Source organism: Arthrobacter sp. D5-1 (assembly GCF_017357425.1).
In the GTDB taxonomy this organism is placed as follows: domain Bacteria; phylum Actinomycetota; class Actinomycetes; order Actinomycetales; family Micrococcaceae; genus Arthrobacter.
Genome location: NZ_CP014571.1, coordinates 4,663,906 through 4,688,299, shown reverse-complemented (window position 1 = coordinate 4,688,299; position 24,394 = coordinate 4,663,906). Strand labels below are relative to the sequence as shown.

23 protein-coding genes are annotated in these 24,394 nt (G+C 63.3%); 11 read left to right on the top strand and 12 right to left on the bottom strand.

What is annotated here, in order from left to right; translation table 11 throughout:
- The first annotated feature begins 91 nt into the window (after positions 1-91).
- The 3 genes from AYX22_RS21720 (at position 92) to AYX22_RS21710 (ending at position 2,439) form a co-directional block, all read left to right on the top strand.
- Positions 92-1,432: an MATE family efflux transporter gene (locus tag AYX22_RS21720; protein ID WP_207595518.1), complete on the top strand. Its 1,341-nt coding sequence runs from the start codon at positions 92-94 to the stop codon at positions 1,430-1,432.
- Between the two features lie 9 nt (positions 1,433-1,441).
- Positions 1,442-2,026: a DUF308 domain-containing protein gene (locus AYX22_RS21715; protein WP_242703449.1), complete on the top strand. Its 585-nt coding sequence runs from the start codon at positions 1,442-1,444 to the stop codon at positions 2,024-2,026.
- A gap of 68 nt (positions 2,027-2,094) precedes the next feature.
- Positions 2,095-2,439 carry a hypothetical protein gene (locus AYX22_RS21710; protein ID WP_207595517.1) on the top strand — a complete coding sequence of 115 codons (345 nt, stop codon included), beginning with the start codon at positions 2,095-2,097 and terminating at the stop codon, positions 2,437-2,439.
- A gap of 130 nt (positions 2,440-2,569) precedes the next feature.
- Here AYX22_RS21710 and AYX22_RS21705 read toward each other — a convergent pair whose 3' ends face one another.
- Together AYX22_RS21705 and AYX22_RS21700 are read right to left on the bottom strand one after the other, a co-directional pair.
- Positions 2,570-2,929 (bottom strand): DUF1801 domain-containing protein, encoded by a 360-nt coding sequence (locus AYX22_RS21705; RefSeq protein ID WP_207595516.1) that lies wholly within the window; start codon positions 2,927-2,929, stop codon positions 2,570-2,572.
- A 48-nt stretch (positions 2,930-2,977) separates the two neighbouring features.
- Entirely contained in the window at positions 2,978-3,526 is a 549-nt protein-coding gene (locus AYX22_RS21700; protein WP_207595515.1) for a CGNR zinc finger domain-containing protein, read from the bottom strand.
- Between the two features lie 71 nt (positions 3,527-3,597).
- Between AYX22_RS21700 and AYX22_RS21695 the strand changes: the two genes are divergently transcribed.
- On the top strand, positions 3,598-4,644 hold the full coding sequence (locus tag AYX22_RS21695; RefSeq protein ID WP_207595514.1) for an EamA family transporter: 1,047 nt from the start codon (positions 3,598-3,600) through the stop codon (positions 4,642-4,644).
- A 62-nt stretch (positions 4,645-4,706) separates the two neighbouring features.
- On the opposite strand, the gene AYX22_RS21690 is transcribed toward AYX22_RS21695, so the two are convergent.
- Positions 4,707-4,970 carry a WXG100 family type VII secretion target gene (locus AYX22_RS21690; protein ID WP_011776688.1) on the bottom strand — a complete coding sequence of 88 codons (264 nt, stop codon included), beginning with the start codon at positions 4,968-4,970 and terminating at the stop codon, positions 4,707-4,709.
- 158 nt (positions 4,971-5,128) lie between these two features.
- Here AYX22_RS21690 and AYX22_RS21685 point away from each other — a divergent pair, with 158 nt between their 5' ends.
- Positions 5,129-5,401 (top strand): DUF2277 domain-containing protein, encoded by a 273-nt coding sequence (locus AYX22_RS21685; protein ID WP_089596993.1) that lies wholly within the window; start codon positions 5,129-5,131, stop codon positions 5,399-5,401.
- A gap of 25 nt (positions 5,402-5,426) precedes the next feature.
- Here the strand turns inward: AYX22_RS21685 and AYX22_RS21680 are convergent, their stop codons facing one another.
- From AYX22_RS21680 to AYX22_RS24185, 4 genes are all read right to left on the bottom strand, one after another.
- Complete coding sequence (locus AYX22_RS21680) at positions 5,427-7,751, bottom strand: heavy metal translocating P-type ATPase (protein WP_207595513.1); 2,325 nt, start codon at positions 7,749-7,751, stop codon at positions 5,427-5,429.
- 8 nt (positions 7,752-7,759) lie between these two features.
- Positions 7,760-7,993, bottom strand: a complete 234-nt coding sequence (locus AYX22_RS21675) for a heavy-metal-associated domain-containing protein (RefSeq protein ID WP_232481475.1) — start codon at positions 7,991-7,993, stop codon at positions 7,760-7,762.
- Between the two features lie 49 nt (positions 7,994-8,042).
- A complete protein-coding gene (locus AYX22_RS21670) occupies positions 8,043-8,408 on the bottom strand; it encodes a metal-sensitive transcriptional regulator (protein ID WP_207595511.1) in 366 nt (121 codons plus the stop codon).
- A gap of 65 nt (positions 8,409-8,473) precedes the next feature.
- Positions 8,474-10,360 (bottom strand): FG-GAP-like repeat-containing protein, encoded by a 1,887-nt coding sequence (locus tag AYX22_RS24185; RefSeq protein WP_242703448.1) that lies wholly within the window; start codon positions 10,358-10,360, stop codon positions 8,474-8,476.
- Positions 10,361-10,634: 274 nt separating this feature from the next.
- On the opposite strand from AYX22_RS24185, the gene AYX22_RS21660 reads away from it, so the two are divergent.
- Positions 10,635-11,291: an alpha/beta hydrolase gene (locus AYX22_RS21660; RefSeq protein WP_207595510.1), complete on the top strand. Its 657-nt coding sequence runs from the start codon at positions 10,635-10,637 to the stop codon at positions 11,289-11,291.
- Positions 11,292-11,351: 60 nt separating this feature from the next.
- Here AYX22_RS21660 and AYX22_RS21655 read toward each other — a convergent pair whose 3' ends face one another.
- The 3 genes from AYX22_RS21655 to AYX22_RS21645 all read right to left on the bottom strand — a co-directional run bounded on the left by AYX22_RS21655 (position 11,352) and on the right by AYX22_RS21645 (position 15,401).
- The gene (locus tag AYX22_RS21655) at positions 11,352-12,989 is read right to left on the bottom strand and encodes a glycosyl hydrolase 53 family protein (protein WP_207595509.1); all 1,638 of its coding nucleotides are present in this window, start codon (positions 12,987-12,989) and stop codon (positions 11,352-11,354) included.
- Between the two features lie 59 nt (positions 12,990-13,048).
- Entirely contained in the window at positions 13,049-13,258 is a 210-nt protein-coding gene (locus tag AYX22_RS21650) for a hypothetical protein (RefSeq protein WP_207595508.1), read from the bottom strand.
- A 100-nt stretch (positions 13,259-13,358) separates the two neighbouring features.
- Positions 13,359-15,401, bottom strand: a complete 2,043-nt coding sequence (locus tag AYX22_RS21645; RefSeq protein WP_207595507.1) for a beta-galactosidase — start codon at positions 15,399-15,401, stop codon at positions 13,359-13,361.
- Between the two features lie 191 nt (positions 15,402-15,592).
- On the opposite strand from AYX22_RS21645, the gene AYX22_RS21640 reads away from it, so the two are divergent.
- From AYX22_RS21640 to AYX22_RS21620, 5 genes are all read left to right on the top strand, one after another.
- A complete protein-coding gene (locus AYX22_RS21640; protein ID WP_207595506.1) occupies positions 15,593-16,918 on the top strand; it encodes an extracellular solute-binding protein in 1,326 nt (441 codons plus the stop codon).
- Positions 16,919-17,027: 109 nt separating this feature from the next.
- Entirely contained in the window at positions 17,028-17,993 is a 966-nt protein-coding gene (locus AYX22_RS21635; protein WP_207597685.1) for a sugar ABC transporter permease, read from the top strand.
- A gap of 2 nt (positions 17,994-17,995) precedes the next feature.
- On the top strand, positions 17,996-18,904 hold the full coding sequence (locus AYX22_RS21630; RefSeq protein ID WP_207595505.1) for a carbohydrate ABC transporter permease: 909 nt from the start codon (positions 17,996-17,998) through the stop codon (positions 18,902-18,904).
- A 19-nt stretch (positions 18,905-18,923) separates the two neighbouring features.
- The gene (locus tag AYX22_RS21625) at positions 18,924-19,940 is read left to right on the top strand and encodes a LacI family DNA-binding transcriptional regulator (RefSeq protein ID WP_207595504.1); all 1,017 of its coding nucleotides are present in this window, start codon (positions 18,924-18,926) and stop codon (positions 19,938-19,940) included.
- A gap of 45 nt (positions 19,941-19,985) precedes the next feature.
- Entirely contained in the window at positions 19,986-20,996 is a 1,011-nt protein-coding gene (locus tag AYX22_RS21620) for a YdcF family protein (protein ID WP_207595503.1), read from the top strand.
- 16 nt (positions 20,997-21,012) lie between these two features.
- Here AYX22_RS21620 and AYX22_RS21615 read toward each other — a convergent pair whose 3' ends face one another.
- Together AYX22_RS21615 and AYX22_RS21610 are read right to left on the bottom strand one after the other, a co-directional pair.
- A complete protein-coding gene (locus AYX22_RS21615) occupies positions 21,013-23,031 on the bottom strand; it encodes a glycoside hydrolase family 3 protein (protein ID WP_242703447.1) in 2,019 nt (672 codons plus the stop codon).
- 64 nt (positions 23,032-23,095) lie between these two features.
- Positions 23,096-24,391: a DUF1343 domain-containing protein gene (locus tag AYX22_RS21610; RefSeq protein ID WP_207595501.1), complete on the bottom strand. Its 1,296-nt coding sequence runs from the start codon at positions 24,389-24,391 to the stop codon at positions 23,096-23,098.
- Positions 24,392-24,394: the final 3 nt, after the last annotated feature.

Genomic DNA, 24,394 nt, shown 5'->3' with positions numbered 1-24,394 from the left:
GTTGGCTGTGTGTGGTAACCACCAACCTAAGAGGTCTTCACCCATTCACGATGTAACCAACGTCCTGACTCAGTACAACTAGGCTTGTTTAGTGCCACAAACCACAATTACCCCCACGCGCTCCAACGCCCGCGAGATCCTCCGCCTGGCCGTCCCCGCGTTCGGCGCGCTCATAGCCGAGCCGCTGTTCCTGCTGGCCGACTCCGCAATCGTTGGGCACCTGGGCGTCGACCAACTGGCCGGTGTAGGGCTCGCGTCCACTATTCTGCATACCGCAGTGGGGCTGATGGTTTTCCTGGCGTATTCGACGACGCCGGCAGTGGCCCGGGCGATCGGCGACGGCAAGTTGGGCAAGGCTTTGGCGGCAGGGCGCGACGGCGTGTGGCTGGCGCTGCTGCTGGGCCTGGTCCTCGCGGTGGTTGGCTTTGTGGCGGCTGAACCGCTGGTTGGCTTCATGGGAGCAACTGGAGACGTGAGGCAGTTCGCCGTCGACTATTTGCGCTGGTCCATGCCTGGCCTGGCCGCGATGCTGCTCATATTCGCCGGTACCGGCGTCCTCCGTGGGCTCCAGGACACCCGGACTCCCTTGCTGGTGGCCACTGCTGGTTTTGCATTGAACATCGCCCTCAACCTGTTCCTGGTCTACGGACTGAACCTCTCGGTAGCTGGCTCGGCGATCGGCACCAGCATTGCGCAGTGGGCCATGGCGGCGGTTTATCTGGTGATGGTGAGCCGGAATGCCCGGCAACACGGCGTGTCCTTGAAGCCCGACTGGCATGGCGTCCGCGCCATGACCAAGGTGGGTTCGTGGCTCATGCTGCGCACCCTGAGTCTCCGCCTTGCCATCCTCGCCACGGTTTTGGTGGTCACCGCCCAAGGTGCCGTGAATCTCGCGGCACACCAGTTGGCCATGACCATTTTCTCGTTCCTCGCGTTCGCCCTGGATGCCCTGGCGATTGCCGCGCAAGCCTTGATCGGCAAGGAACTCGGCGCCAGGAACGCCCAACGCGTCCGTGAGCTGACCCGCACCATGATCCGCTGGGGCCTGGGATTCGGCGTGATCACCGGTGTGCTCCTTGCCATTGCGGCACCCTGGGCCGGTTACCTCTTCACTCCCGACGCCGGTGTCCGCTCCGCCCTCACCGTCGCTCTTTGGGTCCTGGCGGTCGGGCAGCCGCTGGCAGGCTATGTCTTCGTCCTGGACGGAGTCCTCATCGGTGCCGGCGACGCGCGCTACCTGGCGATTGCCGGCGTCGTCAATCTGGTGGTCTACCTGCCGCTGCTGGTGGCCATCCACCAGTTAAGGCCCGACGGCGAGGCGGGGCTCCTGTGGCTGTGGGCCGCGTTTGCTCTGGGCTACATGCTTGCCCGCGGCGTGACTTTGGGGCTTCGCGCACGCACTGATCGATGGATGGTGCTGGGTTCCCACTAAACTGGACGGGTGACTCTCCCAGCGACTCCTGCCCAGACTCCTTCTGCCTCCGCGGCCGGACTCTGGAAACCCGTGCTGATCCGTGCCACGGTGGCACTGCTGTTTGGTGCGGTCACCATCTTCTGGGCCTCCCCGTCTGTGCACGTCCTGGCATGGGCTGTAGGCCTCTATTTGCTTGCGACTGCCGGGGCCGTGTGGATGTCCCGGGCTTTGCCGGTGGCGGTGCCTGCCGTGATGGCGCTCGGCGGAATTGGCGCCCTGGTCACCCAGTCTGATGCGGGCGTCGCCCTTTCGGCCATGCTGGCGCTGCTGGTGCTGGGCCTCCTGGAGGTGGTGCACGGCATCCGGAAGCGCGATTCCCTGGCGCGCGACTGGCTTGTTTCCGGCGTCATTTCCGTGGGCACGGCTGTTTTGCTGCCGTTCTTCACCTCGCTCGGGGCCCATGCGCTGCTGGGTGTCACCGGCGGCGGGGCCATCATTTCCGGCGTGCTCTGGATTCTGTCCGGGCTGACCTTGCGGCACGACGCCAAGGCAACCTCCGACGGTACGGCCCAGGCCACTGCTCCCGGCGCTTCGCCCGAGGCCGTAAACTAGTAGCTGGACGTTCTACTCGTTGTAGAACTTTTGCAGACCGGCGGACACGAACCGCCATCATTGGAGGAATGACCGTGGCTGACCAGACACCAGGAGAACCGCGCAAGATGCGGACCTCGGTCAAGGGACCCCTCATGTTCTCCGCGTTCTTTGCAGTACTGGCCTTCGTGGCCGTGCTCATCTTCGCTTCGGGCGGCAGTGCAAAGGCCCCGCGGTTCGACCTCGCCTTCACCGGCGCCGGCATCGCGTTCATCGTGAGCCTTGTTGTGGCGGCCATGCTTTCCATGAGCCACAAGGAGAACGCCGATCACCTCGGCAAGGGCTCCGGGGTCAACCTCAGCTCCAAGCGTCCCGGCCACGGCGGCCCGGCTGCTCCGGACAACCAGACTGAAACGCCCGACGCCGGCCGCTAACCTTCCAGCGCTTCCCCACCGTGGTGGGGGAGCGCTTTTTTGCGCGTGTGGCATTCCGCTGGCAGTCCCGAGGTCGATGGTCTCCGGCGATCGTGTGACGTGGCCGGAGAGGGTGGCTCCAGCGAAACGGTCATGCCTCGTCTGAAGGCAATTGCTGCAGCCGCCAATCGATGATCTCCTGAAGGAGCGCGATGGGGAGCGGGACGTTGTGGGGCAGTTGGATGGCGTGCTCGGTGGTTCCGTAGTCGCTCAAAGCCGTTGAGAAGTGCGTGATCGCCTGCGGTGTGGGGTAGAACCCGACGTGGCGCTTTGTTCCGGTGAAGAAGAACAACGGCTCGACGCCAATTTTGAAAGTGGGCATGCGCCAGCTGATCGATTCCACCGCTTCAGCCGGTACGGCCGACTTGATCATCTGGTACACGGTCAGCAATCGTTGCTGTACATCGCCGTCGTACTGGTCGATGTACTCGCTGATGGAACTCGCTGTCATGGTGGATGTCCTCTATATCGACCGCATGGATAGCGCCATTATGCCCTTTTACTCGCCCTCGGCTGCCTTCCTTGCCCGGTAGGCGGCAACGTGGACTCGGTTGGCGCAATTACCGGTGTCGCAGTAGAGCTTGGACCGGTTGCGGCTGAGGTCCAGCACAACGGCGTCGCAGTCCTCGGCCGCGCACACGCGCATGCGGTCCATTTCCTTGCCGCGGATGACGTCGACGATGGCCATGGCTGCCTCGGTGCCCATCCGGTCTGCCAGGGGAGCATCAGGCGTGGTGGCGTGGAGGTGCCAGTCCCAGTGGTCATGCTTCACCAGTTGGGGGAGCGCCTTGGCATCGATCAGCAGCTTGTTGACGGACTTGGCCGCCGTATCCTCGTCGGCACTCCAGAGCGCTGCGAGTTCGCTGCGGAGACGCTTGATACTGGTCAGTTCCGCAGGGGAGTTAACCCTGGAACCCGTGAACTCTTCGGCGTCCAGAAAGGCGTTGAGGTCCTCCAGCGTTGCGAGCGATTCCTCTCCGTTGGCGGCAGTGTTGATGAGATTGACGACGCTGCGAAGGGCAATTTCGGTGTCAGGCGCAAAAAGCACTTTGACTCCTTACAAGTTCCGGGAGTACTGTCATGACCATAAGCCCACTTTACTCCTGACAGGAGGCTGCTGTGTCAGCTCCAACGACGAAGGCTGATGCACAAGGTTTCCTGGCATCAGGACTCGGCATCGCACTCTTTTCTTCCGCTGTCTTTGGCACGTCCGGCTCGTTCGCCAAATCGATGCTGGAAACCGGGTGGTCACCCGGAGCTGCTGTTGCCGTGCGCCTCACCGGTGCCGCGCTGATTCTGTTGATTCCCGCCGTCGTGGTCCTCCGCGGCCGCTGGCACCAACTCAAGGACAACTGGCTGACCATCCTGTTGTTCGGCTTGATCGGCGTCGCAGGATGCCAACTGTTCTACTTCAACGCCGTCGCGCGGTTGTCCGTGGGTGTCGCCTTGTTGCTGGAATACCTGGCCCCGGTGATGATCGTATTGTGGCTGTGGATCGCAAGCCGCCGCCGGCCCCGGGCACTTACCTCCGTGGGCGCACTCCTGTCACTGGGTGGCCTGGTCCTGGTGCTCGACCTGACCGGTGCCGTAAAGGTGGACTTCATCGGTGTTCTTTGGGGCATGGCCGCGGCCGTGTGCCTGGTGATCTACTTCTTCATCACCGCCAAGGAGAACGACACCCTGCCTCCGCTGGTGCTCGCGTCCGGCGGGCTTATGGTGGGTGCGCTGGTGATGTGGCTGGTCGGCCTGCTGGGTTTGCTGCCCATGACGTTCAGCACCGCCGATACAACCCTCGGACCTTGGACAACGCCGTGGTGGGTGTCCGCCGTCGGACTCATCATCCTGGCCACTGTCCTTGCCTATGTTTCCGGGATCATGGCCGCGCGGAGCCTGGGTTCCAAAGTGGCATCGTTCGTGTCCCTGACCGAAGTTCTGTTCGCGGTGATCTGGGCATGGTTGCTGCTGGGCGAACTCCCTGGCCCCATCCAGTTGCTGGGCGGACTCTTCATTGTGGGCGGCGTAGTCCTGGTCCGCGTCGATGAGCTCCGGGGAGACCGACGCGCCGCTAAAGGCCAGCCCGCTGAGGTTGCGGCCCGGGTCCTGGACCACCCGAACGACGTCGAACCCGTCCCGTCAGGGTCCGTCACCAAAGCGCCCCGCAGCTAAGCCGGCGGACCTTAAAAGCAAAGAACCCGGACGCTTGCGCGTCCGGGTTCTTCCCAACTGTCTTAGTTGGAGGCCTGCTGCTGCTGCTCAGCGTTCTTCTGAGCGCGATCGCCGGCTTCGCGAAGTGCGTCGGCAACCTTCTTCAGGTTCGAAGCGTGCTGGCTGTCCCACTCGCCGCGGAACTTGTCAGCGTCCGGGCCCTTCCAGTCGGTGCCGTCAAGTGCACCCTTGAGCTGTGAACGCTGCTGCTCGATGTTCTCGGCACCTGCCTTCAGCTTGTTACCGAGCTGACGAAGCTGATCAACATCTGCACCCCAAATAGCCATGAGATTCTCCTTCATTTGTTCGGACCCGAGCTCTTCGGCATCCCCAGCGGCCTCCGGCTCATCCGGAAGATCCAATAACTAAAACCTATCCCGGGAATCCAAAAACCGTCGATGGGCACCCCTCCCCATACAGCACTGCCCATAGTTAGCATGGGGTTATGTGCCGCAATATCAGGACCCTGCATAACTTCGAACCGCATGCTACGAACGCCGAAGTGGAGGCCGCAGCGCTGCAATACGTACGCAAGATCAGCGGATCCACCAAGCCTTCCAAAGCCAACGAGGAAGCCTTCGCCGAGGCGGTCCACGAGATTGCCCACATTACGCAACATCTCCTGGACTCCCTGGTGAGCCACGCTCCGGCGAAGAACCGGGAAGAGGAAGCAGCAAAAGCAAAGGCCCGGTCGGCCGTCCGTTTCGGGACGGCCTAACCAGGCCCCTGTTCGCTTTCCGGGTCTATTTCCCGAACGACCGCAGTCTCAGCGAGTTCCCTACCACCAGCACTGAGCTCGCTGCCATCGCTGCGCCGGCGATCATCGGGTTCAGGAATCCGAGGGCTGCCACCGGGATGCCGATCGCGTTGTAGAAGAATGCCCAGAACAGGTTGGTCTTGATGGTGGACAGGGTCTTGCGGGACAACTGAATCGCCTGCACCAGCTGACCAAGGTCGCTGCCCATCACCGTGAGGTCTGAGGCTTCGATGGCGACATCCGTGCCCGAGCCCATGGCGATGCCAAGGTCCGACTGTGCCAAGGCTGCAGCGTCGTTGACGCCGTCACCGGCCATGGCCACCGTAGCGCCGGAAGCCTGCAGCTTCCTGACAGCCTCGACCTTGCCCTCCGGCAGAACACCGGCGAATACGTCCTCAGGCGAAATCCCGACGGCGGCAGCCACCTGGGCGGCCACGGCAGCGTTGTCGCCGGTCAACAGGATGGGACGGATGCCCAGGTCCTTCAACTTCTGGATTGCTGCTGCCGAACCGGGCTTGATGGTATCGCTCAGGCTGATAATGCCGGCAGGCTGGCCGTCGACGGCAACCCAGATCGCCGTGGCACCACCGTTTTCCTCCGCGGTAAGTGCTTCACGGTGACTTGAGTCGAGCGTAACGCCGTTCTCCTCGAGCCAGCCGGAGCGCCCGACGACGACAGTCCTGGTCACCCCGTCCAGCCCAACGGTTCCCCGGACGCCGCCGCCCGGAGCGGAACTGAAGCCCTCAACGCGAGGCAGGCTGCCGGCGTCGTGCAGTGCTTCTTGCGCCGAGGCGGCAATCGCGTGGGCGATCGGGTGCTCGGAAGCGGCTTCCACGGCTCCTGCCAATGTCAGGACGGTGGCCGCTGAATGGCCGTTCAGTGCGACAGTGTGGTCGACTGCGAGCTTGCCGCTGGTTACGGTGCCCGTCTTGTCCAGCAGGATGGTGTCCACGTGCCGGGTGTCCTCAAGGACCTGTGGGCCCTTGATGAGAATGCCCAGCTGAGCGCCGCGGCCCGTTCCCGTCAGCAGACCCACAGGAGTGGCCAGGCCCAAGGCGCAGGGGCAAGCGATAACCAGGACAGCGACCGCGGCCGTGAAGGCTGCGTTGAGGTCACCCGAGAAGAACAGCCACAACAGGAACGTGACCAGGGCAATCACCAAAACGATCGGCACAAAGACCGAACTGATCCTGTCCGCGAGCCGGGCAATAGGTGCTTTCCCGGTTTGTGCCTGGCTGACCAGGCGACCCATCTGGGCGAGCGTCGTGTCAGAACCAACACGGGTTGCACGCACCAGCAGGCGGCCGGACGTGTTGATGGTAGCGCCTGTCACCGCGCTCCCGGGTCCAACCTCGACCGGCACCGATTCGCCCGTCACCAGTGAAGCGTCGACGGCGGAAGCACCATCAGTGACCACGCCGTCAGTGGCGATCTTCTCGCCCGGGCGGACCACAATGAGGTCGTCCACCAGGAGTTGATCGGCCGGAATCTTCTGCTCCACGCCGTCCACCAGGATCGTGGCATCCTTGGCACCCAGATTCAGCAGGGCCTTGAGTGCATTGCCGGCCTTGGCCTTCGCGTTCGCCTCAAGGTAGCGCCCCAGCAGCAGGAACGTGGTGACCACGGCGGCGACCTCGAAGTACAGCCCGCCGCCGGACATGCTCTCCATGCCGGGGTGTTCAGTCATCCGGGGGTCCGCGAACAACTGCCACGCAGAGTAGAGGTACGCGGCGATCACACCGATGGACACCAGCGTGTCCATGGTGGAGGCGAAGTGGCGGGCGTTGACGGCAGCAGCCCTGTGGAACGGCCAGGCAGCCCAACTCACCACCGGCAGGGCCAACGCCCCGACAACCCAACCCCAGTTTGCGAACTGGAGGGCGGGGATCATCGAGATGGCGAAGACTGGAACGGTCAGGAGGGCGGCGACAATCAGGCGGGGCCGGAGCGTCGATGCGGAGGGGCCGTGCTCCATGTGATTTTCGTGCCCGGCATCATGCTCTGATTCCGGAGCCTCGTTGCCGTGGTGGTGCTCATGGGGGCGGGGATCGCGGGCGTGGGGCGTTGGGGCTTGGCGGACGGTGGCTTTGTAGCCTGTGGCGTTGACCGTGTCGACGATCTGCTGGTCCGTCACGGTTGCCGGGACGGTGACATGGGCTGATTCGAGGGGCAGGTTGACGCTTGCCTCGACGCCTTCAAGTTTGCCCAGTTTCCGTTCCACTCGATTGACGCACGAGGCGCAGGTCATGCCCTCGATGTCCAGTTCAATGACCCTGTGTGCAGGTTGGTTGAAAGTCTCCTGGGTACTCAAGAGGACTCCTAAGCTTCGTTGGCTACCACCAGGTAGCCGGCTTCTGCCACGGCTTCGCCAATTTCAGACGGCGAGAGCTCCTTGGTTGAGGTGATGGTTACGGTGGACAGCCCACCGGGGTTGAGGTCTACGGCCACGTTTTCGACGCCGGTGAGAGACTCAAGTTCTTCGCTCACGCTGGAGACGCAGTGGCCGCAGGTCATGCCGGAAACGTTGACGTTGGTCTGGATGGTCTGGCTCATGGAGCGCTCCTTGGTGGTGAGTTGAATGGTGTGGTGGTTGTTGGCGGAATTACCGCAGCAGGCGCCCGATGGCATCGGTGGCCTCCTTCACTTTGGCGTCGATCTGTTCGGCGCGGGCTTCCGGGTTGGGCTCGGAGGCAGCACCGACCACACAGTGGCCGATGTGCTCCTCTACGAGTCCAAGGCTGACGGCATGGAGGGCCTTGGTGGCGGCGGCCACTTGGGTCAGGATGTCGATGCAGTACTTGTCGTCCTCCACCATCCGCGCGATTCCGCGGACTTGCCCCTCGATCCGTTTCAATCGTTTGATGTAGGCATCCTTGTTGCTGGTGTACCCGTGGGGTGCGGCGTGCTCCGGTTCCACGTTGATGGTGGGTGCATCAGGTTGGCCAATGCTCAGATCTGGCGTGCTCATGACACAAAATTATACCCCATGGGGGTATAAAGCAAGTACCCCCTAGGGGTATAACTTGACTGTTTCTAGAGCAGGGCGGTCATGCCATTCCAGCCCTGTCCGATCCGGACGGTAGGCAGCCACGCTCCACCGCTGGCGCTCGGGTACAAGAAGAGTGAGCCGCTGCCATCGCGGGCCACAATGTCCGGCCGCCCGTCACCGTTGAAATCTCCTGGGGCGACGATGGATGTCATGCTGTTCCAACCCTCACCGACCTTCTGGCGGTCCCATGCCCAGCCTCCGGTGCCGTTCCCGTTGTAGAGCCAGAGAACACCGGATCCGTCACGGGCAAGGACATCGGGGGTGCCATCGCTGTTGAAGTCACCTGAGCCAACAATTGCCGTCAGCGCGTTCCAGCCGGTCCCTAGGTTGGTCCTGGGCAACCAATCTCCCCGACCGTCGCCGGGGTACAGCCAGAGGGTCCCGGAAGTATCGCGGGCGAGGATGTCGGCGGTGCCGTCCCCATTGAAGTCCCCTGGCGTGACGATGGCCGTGATGGCATTCCAGCCCGACCCGACGTGAACCCGCGCCAGCCAACCACCCGCCCCGTTTCCCGGGTACATCCACAGGTGGCCGGCACCATCGCGGGCAAGAACGTCCGGTTTCTTGTCGCCGTTAAAGTCGCCGGGACTGACGACGGCGGTCATGGAGTTCCACGCCGAACCCACTTGGGTGCGGGGGAGCCATCCGGCGGCCCCGTTTCCCGGGTAGAGCCACAAGACACCCGAAGCGTCGCGGGCCAACAGGTCCGTCTTTCGATCACCCCTGAAGTCGTTTTTCAGGGGTGTGGGGCTGTTCCCGTCAATGATCGTTACGGACCCTTGCCAGTTGCTTGCGTAGATTTTGTTGGTGGCCTCATTGACGGCCAGGGTGCCCGTAAAGGGGTGTGACAGTGTGGAGAGAGCAAAGCTTTTACCATCGACCACCGTGGTGCCCCTGTAACCGGCCTCAAAATACACCTTGTTGGTGGTTCCGTTGACGGCAATCGCTCCTGGCGCCGCACCGGTTCTGATATCGACCCGCCCCGGTCCGCCGTCGTCGAATATCGCCAGCAGCCCGGTCCGCGATGAAATGGTGCCATCCCCCAGCGAAGTCCGGCCGAAGTAGACCCGATTGTTCTTTTCGTCCACGGAGAGGGACGTGGGGCTGGCGTTGAGATCGGAGAACATCCCGCCTGCTTGGTTTGTGGCTCCATCAACAACTTCCAGCGCTGCATACTGCCGCGCCCGTACGGCGACGTATACCTTGTTGGTCACCTGATTGACGGCCAAGTAACTCGGAATTGCATTGGTGCCCAGGTCAATGCGAGTCACGGCGTTGGTTGAAGTGTCGATGACATTGAGGCCACCTCCACCCAGGGTATACAGCCGATGGGTCACCTGATTGATGGCCAGCGTACTGACCGATCCGGAGTTGATGATGGAGCTGGCGTTGGTGCTTCCGTTAATGACGGAAACGCCGTCAAGGGTGCCCGCGTAGATCTTGTTGGTCTTCTGGTCGATGACCAGCTCTCCGGGAGCGGCGCCCACCGTAACTTTGGCGACGGCATGAGTGGCACCGTTGACAATAGCGACGGATCCCGGCGCGGATGGGTCACTTTTGAGGCTGAGGTAGATCTTGTTGGTCGCAGTGTTAACCGCGACAGCCACCGGGGTGCTCCCCGTTGCTATTTTGACTGTGGCCTGTGTTTTTCCATTAATGACGGTCAGCCCATCGCGGGTAGTGACATACACAGTATTGGTGACGGGGTTGACCGCTACGTCGCTGGCTTCGGGCCCCACGTCGATGATGTCCGCGACGATGTCTGCCGCAGCAGGAGAAGTTGGGATCCCGGAAATCAACAACGACGCCACTCCGGCTGCCGCAACCAAAGTGCCCCAGCGGGACCGCCCCCGGTCAGCAAAGCGGCGCACAGGCGTTCCTGAAACACTGACAACAGTTCCCACTGCAATCCCCCCAAAGTGCCAAGACGCTTCCCCCGCGCCTGGGCCGGAGTCTACCCCGCACTTGGGCCGCGGAATAGCCCTCGACGGCGGGACGCACCAGACGCGCCTCAGGCAGCACCCAGGTGTTCTGGCCTTTGCCGAAGGGCCGGCACTACGATGAATTTCTGATCAACCCACCGGCCACACGTGGCTTTGCGGACCCGTTGGTGACGCACACGGTGAACTGGGACGGGGAGGGGAAATGGCGGTTTTCGTACTGATTCATGGCGGCGGTTCCACGGCGTGGGACTGGCACTTGGTCAAGCCCTTGCTCGAATCGGCGGGCCATGAGGTCATCGCGGTCGACCTCCCTATTGAAGACGACGGCGCGATGCTTGAGGACTACACCCGCGCGGCAACCAGGGCGGTCGACGGCGCGCGGCACACCATAGTTGTGGGCCACTCGCTGGGTGGCTTTACGGCACCCTTGGTCAGCAATGAACTCACGTCCGACGGCCTGGTGTATCTCACGGCCATGATTCCCATGCCTGGCGAGACCTTCGGCGACTGGTGGACCAATACCGGGCATGACCGCGAGACCATCCCCGAAGAGTCGTTCTTCAACCTGGTTCCTGACGATCTTGCACAGCAAGCCCGGGACAAGGAGCGCGATCAGCAAGGTGCCTGGATGTCAGGGCCTTGGCCTGGCCAGCATCCGGACGTGCCCACACTGGCCATTCTGTGCCGGGACGACCTGTTCTTTCCAGCGCCCTTCATGCGGCGCCAAGTACAGGATCGGCTGGGAATCGAACCGGTGGAAATCCCGGGCGGCCATTACGCCACGCTGAGCCACCCGGGCGCTGTGGCGGCGGCGTTGAACCAGTTCGCCCAACAGATTGCAGGGACGAGACCAGCGTGAAAGCCCGACTGCGGCACCCACCCGGGTGCCGCCGTCGAACCTTACTCATGTGGTGACCACCTACCGAAGCGTCGGCGTCGATCCTGCGTCCGGCCGGAACTCATCCAAAGCCGGGAGCGCGCGGTTGTTGTAGTCGAACATCGCCTGGTTTTCCCACGCATTGCCGGAGGAGGGATCGGCCGGGTCCCAGCCGTTTCCGGGGACGGACGTCCAGGCTGGCTCCCAGTAGACAGCACCGAGACCGCGGCCGCCCGGGGCGGAGGCCACAACATCCTGGACTGCGCGGAAGTTCGCGGCCTGCCCGGAAGGTGTGGCCGGATAGCCCTTCACCAGCTGGCCCGGAGTGGCGATGACGTTCTCCCATGGGGCATTCGGGTTGTCAGCGAGGGTGAACGGGTACGAGGTTTCCACCACGATCACGTCCTTGTTGTAGCGGGCGGACAGCGAGGTCACGGAGCTTTGCAGAGTGGCGAGTGTGCCGTGCCAGTAGCCGTAGTAGGACAAGCCGATGATGTCGAACGGTACGGAGCGGGCGGTGGCTTGGTCGTACCACCAGTTGATCCCGTCAATCCCGTTGTTCAGGTTTGTCAGGTGGAGGATCTTCTTGGTGCCGGGACTGACGTCGCTGACTGCGCGTGCCCCTGCTTTCAGGAAGGAGGCTAGATTGTCCCACTGGGCGCCTGCCACGGAATCGTCGGGGTCCACATCGTAGGACTGGCCGTAGGGCCACAGCATGCCCGGGTTGATTTCGTTGCCGATCTGGGCGGCGTATGGGGTGACACCAGCAGCTTGAACCGCGGCCAAGACGTCACGGGTGTGGCTGTACACAGCGTCCGCGAGCCCCATGGGAGAGAGCCCCTGCCAGGCAGCCGGAACTCCCTGGGCGCCGGGATCCGTCCACCGGTCCGAGTAGTGGAAATCGATGAGCACCCGCATGCCCTGGGCATCGGCGCGCCGGGCCATGGAGGCGACCTGTTCCTTCATGTTGAAGCCGTCCGCCGAATTGACCCAGACTTTCAATCGGACAAGGTTGGTTCCTGCGTCTGCGAACGCCTCGACGGGATCCACGGAGTTGCCGTTCGCGTCGGCGTATACGGCGCCGTGTGTTTCGTTCTTGGGAATGCCGGAGAGGTCGGCTCCGCGGACCTTACGATCGACCTTGCCCGGGGTGAAGGTGACGTTGTCCATGCTCGCCCAGGCGCCTGCGCCGCTGGTGGTCAGCTTCAGAGTGCACTTGCCGCTTGTGACGTTGGCGCTTACGGCCATCGACAACCATTGGTCGTCCGTTTCGGTGGAGGGCAGAACTGTTGTCCCGTGCGCCCCGCAACCGGTGAGGGTCAATCGGGACGAGTCCACGGGACCGCCGGATTTGATGTTCGCCCGGAACGTCCACCAGCCTTTTGCGAGACCGCTGAGGGTTTGTGACGTAGTGACCGTCCCATCGCCTGGAAGCCAGTGCGTCAAGCGGCTGGCGGATTGAAACCCATCGGACTCCACCCTGGCCGCATCTTCGTGTCCGTTAACAGTCCAGCCGTTCAGTCCAGCCTCGAAACCTGCATTGGTGACGGTTCCGGCAGCTGTTGCCGCGCCAGGGGTCAGCAGGCCTGCTCCTGCCAAGGCAAAAGCGAGTACGACGGCGGGTAGCAGCCGCCGTCGCTGTTTCAGTTTTCCTGGGGTCATCAGAGCGGGGTGGTTCATGGTTCGTCCTCCTTGACGGATGCTGCCGGGGTCTTACCTGGAAGTGGGACTGTTTGCGGTTAGTGGCTGCGCTCGCGGGTGAGGCCGAAGGGGACCTCGTCGCTGACGGAGATGCTGAAGTGCCCGGCGTTGAGCCGGGTCACCAGGATGCCGTGCCCGCTGCGGGCAGCCTGCGGCTGCAGGTGCTGGATGGCGGCGTTGAGCCGGTCCTCGATTTGGGCGGCGGTTTCCACCCGGACTTCCACTGAGGCGTCGGTGGCAGTGTTCATGGGGCACCTTTCGGATCACGTCGGATCAAGCAGGGAGTGGGCGATTGGAATACCGGCCCGGACCGCGGTGGGTCCGGGCCGGTGGCCTGGGTCCAGCGGGTCAGGAGTGTTCTGCTGGAGAGTGGATGACACAAATCGTCCCGGCGGGAACGTGGGCGATTCCGCCGACGACTTCCCCGGAAAGCAGGTTGAGGCCTGTTGCCGGGTATTGTGCGTCCGCATCGGTGTGGTTGATGAGGAAGGTGAACGTGCCGTCCTCGGAGTTACGTGAAGCCACTTCCAGCCCGGCCGGGGGCCGGATCCCGATATTGATTCCGGCATTCCGGACAGCGTCCAGGACAACGTCGGCGAGGTGTGCGCCGTCGAGCTTGGTGGAAACGTACCAAGCGGTGCCGCTGCCGAAGTCGTTGCGCGTGATGGCGGGGCCGGTGGCCGCAGGTCCACTGGTGTAACGGCTGAGGACTGTTGCGGTTCCGGGGTGGATTTCCTCGGACCAGACCGTGCCGGTGGCGCCGTTGCCGAGGGTGACGATTTCTTCCTCGCGCAGGGGAAGGAATTCGTGGATCTCCAGGCCAAGAACGTCACGGAGGCCACCGGGGGAGGCTCCAGCCGGGACAGTATCGTTGTTGTCCACAATGCCGGAGAAGTAGGACACCATCAGGTGGCCGCCGTCGTGGACGTAGCGGCCCAAGTTCGCGGACGCCTTATCACCTACCAGGTAGAGAGCCGGGGCCAGGACCAGATCATAGCCGGAAAGGTCGGCTTCGGGATGGGCGAAGTCCACGCTGATGCCGTGGTTCCACAGGACGGAGTAGAAGGATTCGATGCGCTCGCGGTGGTCAAGATCGCTGCTGGGGCGCCATTCCAGGTCCTGCGCCCAGAACGATTCCACGTCCCAGAGGATGGCTACGCGTGATGAAACGGTGGAGCCTTTGACGGGGGAGAGCTTCCCCAAGTCGTCGCCGAGGTCCAGGACTTCACGCCAGATACGGGTCCCTGTGCCGGCGTGCGGAAGCATGGCCGAGTGGAACTTTTCCGCTCCATAGCGGGAAGCCCGGAACTGGAAGAACATCACGGCGTCGGCACCGCGGGCCACGTGGGACAGGCTGTTGCGGGCCAGTTCGCCGGGGCGTTTGGCGATGTTGCGGCCTTGCCAGTTCACGGCCCCGGTGGAGTGTTCCATCAGCATCCAGGGACGCTTGCCTGCCAGGGATCGGGTGAGGTCGGCGTCCATGGAGAGCAGGACGTGGTTGTCCGTTCGTTGGGCCACAAGGTAATGGTCGTTCGCAACGATGTCCACCTCTTTGGCCCAGGCCCAGTAGTCAGGGGACAGGCAGTTGGTGGCCATGAAGTTGGTGGTCACCGGTAAGTGGGGCGTGTACTTCTTGATGACGTCGCGCTCGGCAATGAAGCACTGGAGCATGGCGTCGGAGGTGAACCGGTGGAAGTCCAGGCGCTGGCCTTGGTTGCTGACACTGGCCGAGGCCCGCGGAGCGTCGATCTCGTCCCATTCGCCGTACTTCTGTCCCCAGAACAGCGTTCCCCACGCTTGGTTGAGCGCATCCAGGGTGACGTAGCGGTGACGGAGCCAGTCGCGGAACGCCAACACGGAATTCTCGTCATATGAATCGCTGACAGGTGCGCCGTACTCGTTGTGCACATGCCAAAGAACCAGGGCGGGGTGGGACGCGTAGCGGCGTGCCAGCTGCTCCGTAATGTTGGTGGCCGCACGGCGGTATTCCGGTGAGCTGGGGCTGGCCATGCCGCGGGATCCGATGCCCAGCGTGACCCCATCGCGGGTCACGGGACGCGCATGCGGGTACTTCTTCCAGAACCAGGCAGGCGGTGCGGCGGTGGGAGTTCCAAGGTCCACGCTGATGCCGGCGTCGGCCAGCAGGTCCATGAGGTGGTCCAGCCATTCGAAGTCGTATTCGCCTTCACGCGGCTCCAGCAACACCCAGGAGAAGATGCCGATGCTGACCAGGTTGATCCCGGCCTCCTTCATCAGCGCGATGTCCTCCACCCAGACCTCGCGGGGCCATTGCTCGGGGTTGTAATCCCCGCCGTAGCAAAGGCCGGCCGGTCGCTGTACCCAGGGCGCCTGTGCGGGTTGGGTGGCGGGGGCCTGCAGGACGTCTGTCATCAAATCTCCTAAGAACTGTGTGCGCTCCCAGTAGTATCACAGCTCCAATTACGCTGGCTAGATCAATTTGAGGGTTGACATGGATCACAGTGCTGTGAATAACTGGAACCGCTCACAGTCATGCGACTCCAGTTCGGATGAGCGGTGAAACCCCAGACAGACCCATTCAGCTTTTCGACAAGGAGGACGAAATGCGCACGTCATTTCGTGCAGGCGCCGTAGCCATGCTCGCAGCGGCCACTATGCTCGCCGCAGGATGTTCCGCAGGCCCCACTGCCGGCAGCCAGAATGCTGCAGCCAGCGACCCCAACCAGAAGGTGGAATTGACCTACTGGGCATGGGCCCCGAACCTGGACAAGGTGGTGGAACTGTGGAACGAGAAGAACCCCACCATCCACGTCACGGTCAACAAGCAGGACGGCGGTGACCCCGCGGTCACCAAGCTTCTCACCGCCGTCAAGGCAGGCAGCGGCGCGCCGGACCTGATCCAGGCCGAGTACCAGAAGATCCCCACTTTGGTGGCCGCCGATGCGCTCGCCGATCTGTCGGGCACCGCAGCCAATGACACCAAAGACCACTTCCCCGAAGGCGTCTGGAACTCCGTGACGCTGGGCAGCGAAGCCCTGTACTCGGTCCCGCAGGATACCGGCCCCATGGTCTTCTATTACCGCGCCGACATCTTCGAGAAGCTCGGCATTGCTGTACCCACCACCTGGGATGAATACGCGGCCGCCGCCGAGGCCGTGCATGCCGCTGATCCTGAAGCCTACCTCGGAACGTTCTCCTCCAACGATGCTGGTTGGTTTACGGGCATGGCACAGCAAGCGGGAGCTTCCTGGTGGGGTGTTGATGGTGATGCCTGGAACGTCAAGATTGCCGAGGAGCCCACCGAGAAAGTGGCCGGCTACTGGGGTGGCCTCGTCGAAAAGGGCATCATCGACAACAAGCCCATGTACACCCCTGAATGGAACACTGCGCTCAATACCGGCAAGCAGGTTGGCTGGCTCAGCGCGGCCTGGGGCCCGGGCGTTCTCGAGGGCAACGCCGGAGCGACAGCAGGCATGTGGAAGGTAGCACCCATGCCGCAGTGGGATGCGTCCAAGCCGTCCACAGGTAACTGGGGTGGCTCATCCACCGCGGTCACCTCCCAGTCCAAGAACCTCGACGCCGCCGCCAAGTTCGCCACATGGCTCAACACGGACCCTGAAGCTGTCAAGGCCTTGGTTAAGGAAACCGGCATCTACCCGGCCGACTCCGCCGGCGCTGAATCCGCCCTCACAGAGGCTCCCGCGTTCTTCTCCAACCAGCCCGATTTCTACAAGGTTGTGGGTGAGGCTGCACAGAATGTGGGTTCCTTCACGTACGGCCCCAACGTCAACGTTGCCTACAACGCCTACAACGATCAGTTCGCCAAGGCCGCCCAGTCCAAGCAGAAGAGTGCCTTCCTGGACGCGGTCAACAGCATGCAACAGGTCACTGTTGATGACCTGAAGAAGACCGGCTTCACGGTCAAGTAGCCGTTCCAAGCAACCGCACCAGCTGCGGGAGGGTGGTGCCCCGCCCTCCCGCAGCGTCTCCACCCAGAGTCTTACCTTCGAACCACCACAAGGAAGTGCACCCGTGGCAATGACCGCAACCAGGCCCGGTCCGGCGGCCGGCAGAACAGCCGAAACCCCCAGGCGGGCCAAGAACTTCAAGTCCCGGGTGCTCATCCCTTACACAATGCTGGCCCCTGGCATCCTCCTGTTCCTCGTCTTCATGGCAGCGCCCATCATCTACACGCTGGTTCTCAGCTTCCAGAAGAAGAAGGTCAGCGGGTTGGGTCTCGGCAAGGGCTCGCAAAGCACCGGGTTCGCTGGCTTGGACAACTACGTCAGCGCACTGACGGATCCTGAATTTCTGGGCAGCGTCCTCCGGGTCCTGACCTATGGACTCATCCTGATTCCCCTGATGCTCGGCTTCGCCCTGCTGTTCGCGCTGCTGCTGGATTCGCGGCGTACACGGGCCGGAAGCTTCTCCCGCACCGCGATCTTCCTGCCATACGCAGTCCCGGCAGTGATCAGCTCACTCCTCTGGGGTTTCCTTTACCTGCCGGGTGTCAGCCCGTTCCACTTCCTGGCCCGTCAATTCGGCATGGAACTGCCCTCGCTGCTGGATCCCAACCTGGTCACGTTCGCCATCTGCAACATCGCCCTGTGGGGCGGCGTGGGCTTCAACATGATTGTCATGTACACCTCGCTCAAGGCTGTTCCCAGCGAAATCTACGAGGCAGCCAAGCTGGATGGGTGCTCTGAAATCCAGACCGCCATCAGGATCAAGATCCCCATCATTGCCCCTTCCCTGGTGATGACCGCGCTGTTCTCGATGATCGCAACGCTGCAGGTCTTCGCCGAGCCCACCACGCTGCGTCCGCTGGCCAACAGCCTTTCCACCAGTTGGTCCCCGCTCATGCTCGTGTATCGCGATGCCTTCACGCGCAATGACGTCTTCTCCGCGGCCGCCACCAGCATCGTGATTGCCCTGGCTACCTTCATCATTTCCTTCCTGTTCCTGCGCATCGTGCAGAAGCGGGCCTTCGGACAGGAGAACTGACCGTGACTGCCCTCGCCACGCCACCCAAAAGCCGCCGCGCCAACCCCAAGCCAAGCAAGGCCACCAAGCCGGAGTATGTCAAGGAAAAGCCCAGCTATCTGTCCACAGGCATCCTGATCCTCGGGGCGCTCTACTGCCTGTTCCCGGTGGTCTGGGTGGTAGCTGCCGCGAGCAAGGACGGAACCGAGCTGTTCTCCACCTTTACCTTGGCGCCCAGCACACACCTGTGGGACAACATTGTTGAGCTCACCGAATACCGAGATGGCCTGTTCTGGCGCTGGATGCTCAACACGGCCCTCTACGCGGGTGTCGGCGCGATCGTGTCCACCTGGGTGTCAGCCCTTTCCGGCTATGTCCTGGCGAAGTTCGACTTCCCGGGTAAGTCCGGAGTCTTCAAGGTCCTGCTGATGGGCGTGCTGGTGCCCGGCGTCATCCTCGCCATTCCGCAGTACCTGATGCTGGCCCAGGCCGGACTCACCAACACCTACTGGTCCGTGCTGTTGCCCCAGATCATCAGCCCCTACGGCATTTACCTGGCCCGCATCTATGCTGCGGCTTCAGTTCCCGGCGACGTCATTGAGGCCGCCCGCACTGAGGGTGCCAAGGAGATGTACATCTTCAACCGCATCGCCGCGCCCATGATGCTGCCGGGCTTGGTGACCATCTTCCTGTTCCAGTTCGTCGCCATCTGGAACAACTTCATGCTGCCGTACATCATGCTGGGCGATGACCATCTGTTCCCCATCACCGTGGGGCTCAACGGCCTGCTGAACCAGGGAGCCTCCGCGCCGGCTCTTTACACCCTGGTACTCGCCGGTGCTCTGCTGTCGATCGTCCCGCTGGTCATCATGTTCCTTCTGCTGCAACGCTATTGGCGGGTCGACCTGGCCGCGGGCGCCGTCAAAGCCTAGTCCTAGGTAGGCTTTGGTCATGACGCAACCCACCCATCGGCCAAGGCCCAAAATCGACGACGTGGCCGCAGAGGCAGGCGTCTCACGAGGTACGGTTTCCCGGGTTCTCAACGGAGGCCACTGGGTCAGCCCGTCTGCGTTGGCAGCCGTCAACGCAGCCATCAAGAAGACCGGGTACCGCGTCAATCCGCACGCGAGGAACCTCGCTACCAACCGGGCCAACTCCGTGGCGTTCCTGCTCACGGAAACGCAGGAGAGGCTGTTCGAGGACCCCAACTTCGCCGTGCTTATGCGTGGTGCTGCAGACGCCTTGGCCGTTCACGACATCCCGTTGGTGCTGATCATGGCCGGCACGGATGACGAGCAGCGGCGCGCCACCGACTTCCTCACCGCCGGCCACGTCGACGGGGTCCTGCTGATCTCGTCCCACGGCAGCCGGAAGGGCATCATCGCGGACATTATTGCCGCGGGTGTCCCGGCCATTGCCTGTGGCGTCCCGTTGGGCTTCGAGAAGAAGATGGGCTACGTCGCGGCCGACGATTACGAGGGCGCCCGGGATGTTTTGCGGTACCTGCACGACGGCGGGAGGCAGCGGATTGCCACCATCGCCGGCCCTGCTGACACCTCGGGAGGCACGCGCCGGCTCGAAGCGTACCGGGACCATCAAGGGGCGGACATCGATGAAACCCTCATCGCGCACGGAGATTACAGCCGCGACAGCGGGGCCAGGGCCATGCGGGAACTCCTGAACCGCACCCAGGACATTGACGCCGTCTTCGCCGCGAACGACCTCATGGCACTCGGCGCAATGGACGTCCTCCGGGACGCCGGGCTGACAACGCCAGGTGATGTGGCCGTCGTCGGATTTGATGACATCAAAGTCTCCCAGGAGGCAGCGCCACCACTGACCACCGTTCGCCAGCCCTTTGACCGGATCAGCGAGGAAATGGTGCGGCTCCTGCTGGACGTGATCAGCGGCAAGCGCCCCGCCGCCGTCACCATCCCCACCGAGCTGGTCATCCGCGAATCGGCCTGAGCCGGGCACCGCGAGGCACCAGTCCCCAGCGCATAGGCTTGGACCATGCTGAACCTGGTCCTTGGACTTCTCTTCGCGGGGCTCTTCCTTGCCTCCTACCAGTCCGATCGGCGCAGGCTCCGCAACGGGGTGCTGCTCCTGGTGGCGGTATGGCTCCTGTTGCAGGCCATCCTGGACTTGCTGATCGACCTGAACCCGTGGTTCGAATGGCTGAACCTGGTGGTAGTGGTGGTTCCGGTGGTGAGCATCTTCGTGTTCGCCGGCTTCCTGATCGCCAACGGGATCACCATGGTCCGCAGGGAAGGCCCCGGCATCAGCAGCTTTCTGCCTATTGCGGTGGGGCTGGCGGTGTTCCTCGCCCCGGTGGTCGCGTTCCTCTTCGTCCTGAGCGGGCAGCCCGTCCTGGCAGGCCTCGCTGCGTTGGCCTTCTTCCTCTGCGCTTACCTGGGCTGCGCCTTTGTGGTGTTTCTCGGGTATGCCTTGGTGTATTCAAGGATGCGGTTCAGCGCGAATCCGGCGGCCGTCATTGTCCTGGGTTCCGGTTTGATCGACGGCAAAGTCCCGCCGTTGCTCGCCGCGCGCCTGAACAAGGCTTTGGAAATTTACGACGGCGGCGCACCGGCAAGGCCGGTCCTGGTGCCTTCCGGGGGTCAAGGCCCGGATGAACCCCGGCCCGAGTCCACGGCAATGAAGGAGTATCTGGTGGCAAAGGGCGCTGCCTCCGGCGACGTGCTGGAAGAAAACCAGGCCACCACCACCCGCGAGAACCTTGCCTATTCCGTAGCCCTTTTGGCTGAAAAGGGAATCCAAGGGCCCTTGCTGGTGTGCACCAACAACTACCACGTACTCCGCGCTGCCCTCCTGTCCCGACGCCAGAAGATCAACGCGGAGGTAGTGGGTGCTCCGACCGCCAGGTACTTTGTGCCCAGCGCTTTCCTTCGCGAGTTCGTGGCCGTGATGAGGGACAACCGCCTGACCAACATGGTCCTTTGCCTGCCGATGTTCGGGGTTGCCCTGCTCATCACGGTCGCACTGATGAACTCGTCGGTGGTGTGAGCCCTTTAACCTGGCCCTACGGCTTGGGGACCCCCGTGGTGAACGTGTGGCTCCATTCGGTGACGGCACCTTCGGTAAAGACGTACCCCTTGCCGCGGACTGCAGTGACTGTCACGGTGCCCTCAGGCTTCTTGTACGTCCCGGCCGCGATTTCCTTGCCGTCAACCAGGTAGACCACGCCGTCCACCGCCGGGACGGTGTACGAGTCCTGCCCGCGGCCCGGCTTGTCCGTGAAGGTGACCGTTGCCGGCGTCGCGGTGTCGTAGTGGAGGCCGAAGCCCAAAGGCAACAGGACGCCGTCGCCGTCTGCTTCCGGTATGTTGACCGGAAGCTTGCCGCCGGGGTTTACAGCCCCTGAAATGGCACGGACGGCACCGTGGAAATTGACGTCTTTGACCCCGTAACTGTTGAGCACGGCGTCGGCGCCGGGGAAGACGCTGATGTCGTAGGGGTTGCGTGTGGCCACAACGATGACGGGGGTCCCAGTGGCTGCCAGCTCCGCCACCATCTGCTGCTGCGCAGCATTGCCGGTTGCGTTGTACGAAGCGAAGACCACGGCATCCACGGTGCCGGCTGCGGCTACCGCACGCGCGCGGTACGCCGCGGAGGGGGATGCCCCATCCTCGTAGTCTTCAGTGACCGTAAATCCCTGCTCCTTGAGCATCGGTCCCGCGAGCTCCGGCCAGGCTGAACCGGCCCCCACCATGAGTACCGAGCTGCCGGATGCGAGGGGCAAGACCTTGTCCTCGTTGCGGAGCAGGGTCACTGCCCGGTCCGAGATCAGCTTGGCCGTGGCCAGGTTCTCTGCGCTTCCAACAAGGGTGTCCACAGCGTTGGGATCTGCCATCGGTTGTTCGAAGACTCCCCGCTTGACCTTCCACTCAAGGATGCGCCGGACGGACTCATCAAGGCGGCTCTCGGCGAGCTCTCCGGACTCGACGGCGGCACGGACACCTGCGAACGAGGCGTCCACATCGGGGGAGTTAAGCAGGATGTCAGAGCCGGCCTGGATGGCCTTGACGGCTATTTCTTCCTGGGGCCATTCTGCGGCCATCGCGGCCATATCCAAGGCGTCGGTGGTGACCAGGCCCTTGAAGCCCAGCTCATCCCGAAGCAATCCTGTGAGGACCTTGTGGGACAGGGTGCCGGGCATCTCTGCGTCGATGGCCTCCACAATGATGTGCGCTGTCATGACCATGTCCACGCCACCGTCAATGGCGGCTTTGAAGGGTTTCAGGTGCTGGTTCAGGGTCTCCCGGTCGTAGGTGACGGTGGGGAGCCCGTAGTGGGAATCCACCGAGGTATCGCCGTGGCCGGGGAAGTGTTTGGCTGCCGCGCCGACGTTGTGTTCCTGGATGCCGTCGATTTGCGCCACACCGAGCGCGCTGACCAACGCGGGATCTTCGCCCATGGAGCGGATGCCGATCACGGGGTTGTCCGGGTTGGAGTTGAGGTCCAGCACCGGCGCGAAGTCCACGTTGATGCCCATGGCACGCATCTCAGAGCCCAGGATTTCGCCCTGCGCCCTCGCAAGTTCCGCGTCTGCCGTAGCTCCCAACGCCATATTTCCCGGGAGGACGGTGGCCGGCGGTCCGATGCGGGCAACCAGGCCGCCTTCCTGGTCGATGGTGACCGCCAGCGGAATGCCGGTTCCGTCCTGGCCCACCGCGGCTTCCTGCAGGCCGTTGGACAGCCCGGCAACCTGCCGGGGGTTGTTGGTGTTCCCGGACCACGCGAAGTAGAGGACGCCGCCAAGGTTGTACTTGGCTACGACTTCCGCCGGAGTATTGACGCCGTAACGTGCTTGGTTGCTTGCCGCCATGGACGTGTCATCGGCCGAGGATCCGTAAACGTGGGTCCAGGTCATTTGGCCGATCTTTTCGTCCAGCGACATGCCGGAGATCATTGCCTCGATGTCCGGTGAGGCGGTGACCGTCGTCGTGCGTGCCGTGGTGGGGACGTCCGCCACTGCAGCGCCGGCGCCCGTCACCACCCCCGCGCCCGTCATGAGCAGCGCCGTGGCGGCGGCCGTCATCAAGGTAGTTCCTTTTCTGAGCATGTGAATTCCCATCCCAATCGTCACAGTATTTCCGGCTGGCCTAGCGTGGCCCGTTGTAGAGGAGGTATTGGCGGGTATCCCGGACGAACTGACCCAGTTCCGCCCGCCAGCTGTCCGTGATGGTGCGGGCGTCAGCACCGGCGTCGAGCTGTTCGGCAAAGCGGGCGGACCCGCTCAACAGCCCCATCCAGCGTCCGGCGTCGCCGCGCCACGCGAAGCCCGGGTACAACCGTTTGGCTTCCACCAGCATGTGGGTGCCGACTTCCAGGGCCTCAACGCGGGCAGGATCGGTGATGTGCACCTGGACTCCGCCGCAGATGACCCCCTGGTTCTTGGAGAGCGTGGGCTGGAAGTAGGCCTCGCGGAAGGTGACGCCGGCGAGGCCCTTGCCGTTGAGCGCCTCGGCCCAGCGGTAATCCACGTAGGGGGCGCCGATCAGTTCGAACGGCCTGGTGGTTCCGCGGCCTTCGGACATATTGGTGGCCTCGAAAAGTGCCGTGCCCGGGTACAAGAGGGCGGTCTCCGGGGTGGGCATATTGGGGCTCGGCAGGATCCACGATGCCCGGTTCTCCGGGCCGGTCATCTCGCGGCGCCACCCCTGTACTTCAACCACGTGGAGGTCTTGAAGGGGAGCGAGGCCCACGGCCGGCAAATGCACCGCGTTGAAGTACTTGGCGAGCTCACCCACGGTCATGCCGTGCTGGAGTGCGATGCCCAGTTTTCCCACTCCGGACTCGAATCCGCGCTGCAGGACCGGCCCCCTTGCCTGCCCGCCGATCGGGTTGGGACGGTCCAGGACGACAAACCTGGCACCCGTCCGGGAGGCGGCCTGCATGGCACCCCACATGGTCCAGATGTAGGTGTAGAACCGCGCCCCCACGTCTTGGATGTCGAAGCAGATGGTGTCGACGCCGGACTTTTCGTAAAAGCCCACGTAGTGGTCCACATCGGCGCCGTAGGAGTCGTAGACCGTGATGCCGGTGCGGGGATCCACGGAGGTCCCTTCACTGGCGCCGTCTTGGGCCGTGCCCCGGAAGCCGTGTTCGGGACCGAAGACTGCCCTCACGTCGACGCCCTTTTCCGCCATGTCGTCAACGATCGAGTGGAAGTTCGCCAGGACTCCGGTGGGGTTGGTGATGACTCCCACCCGGCGGTCGGCGAAAATGCCCCAGTTGTCGGCGGCGGCAACGTCGGCGCCGGTGGTAACTGTTCCAGGCTTTCCGGGGCGGGTGGCCAGTCCGGTGGCTGCACTGGCGCTCGGGGCAAAGGGCGACACGACGGCGGCCGCTGCCGCCAGTCCCGACGCGTGGATGAGTTTTCGGCGGTTGAGTGTCATGGG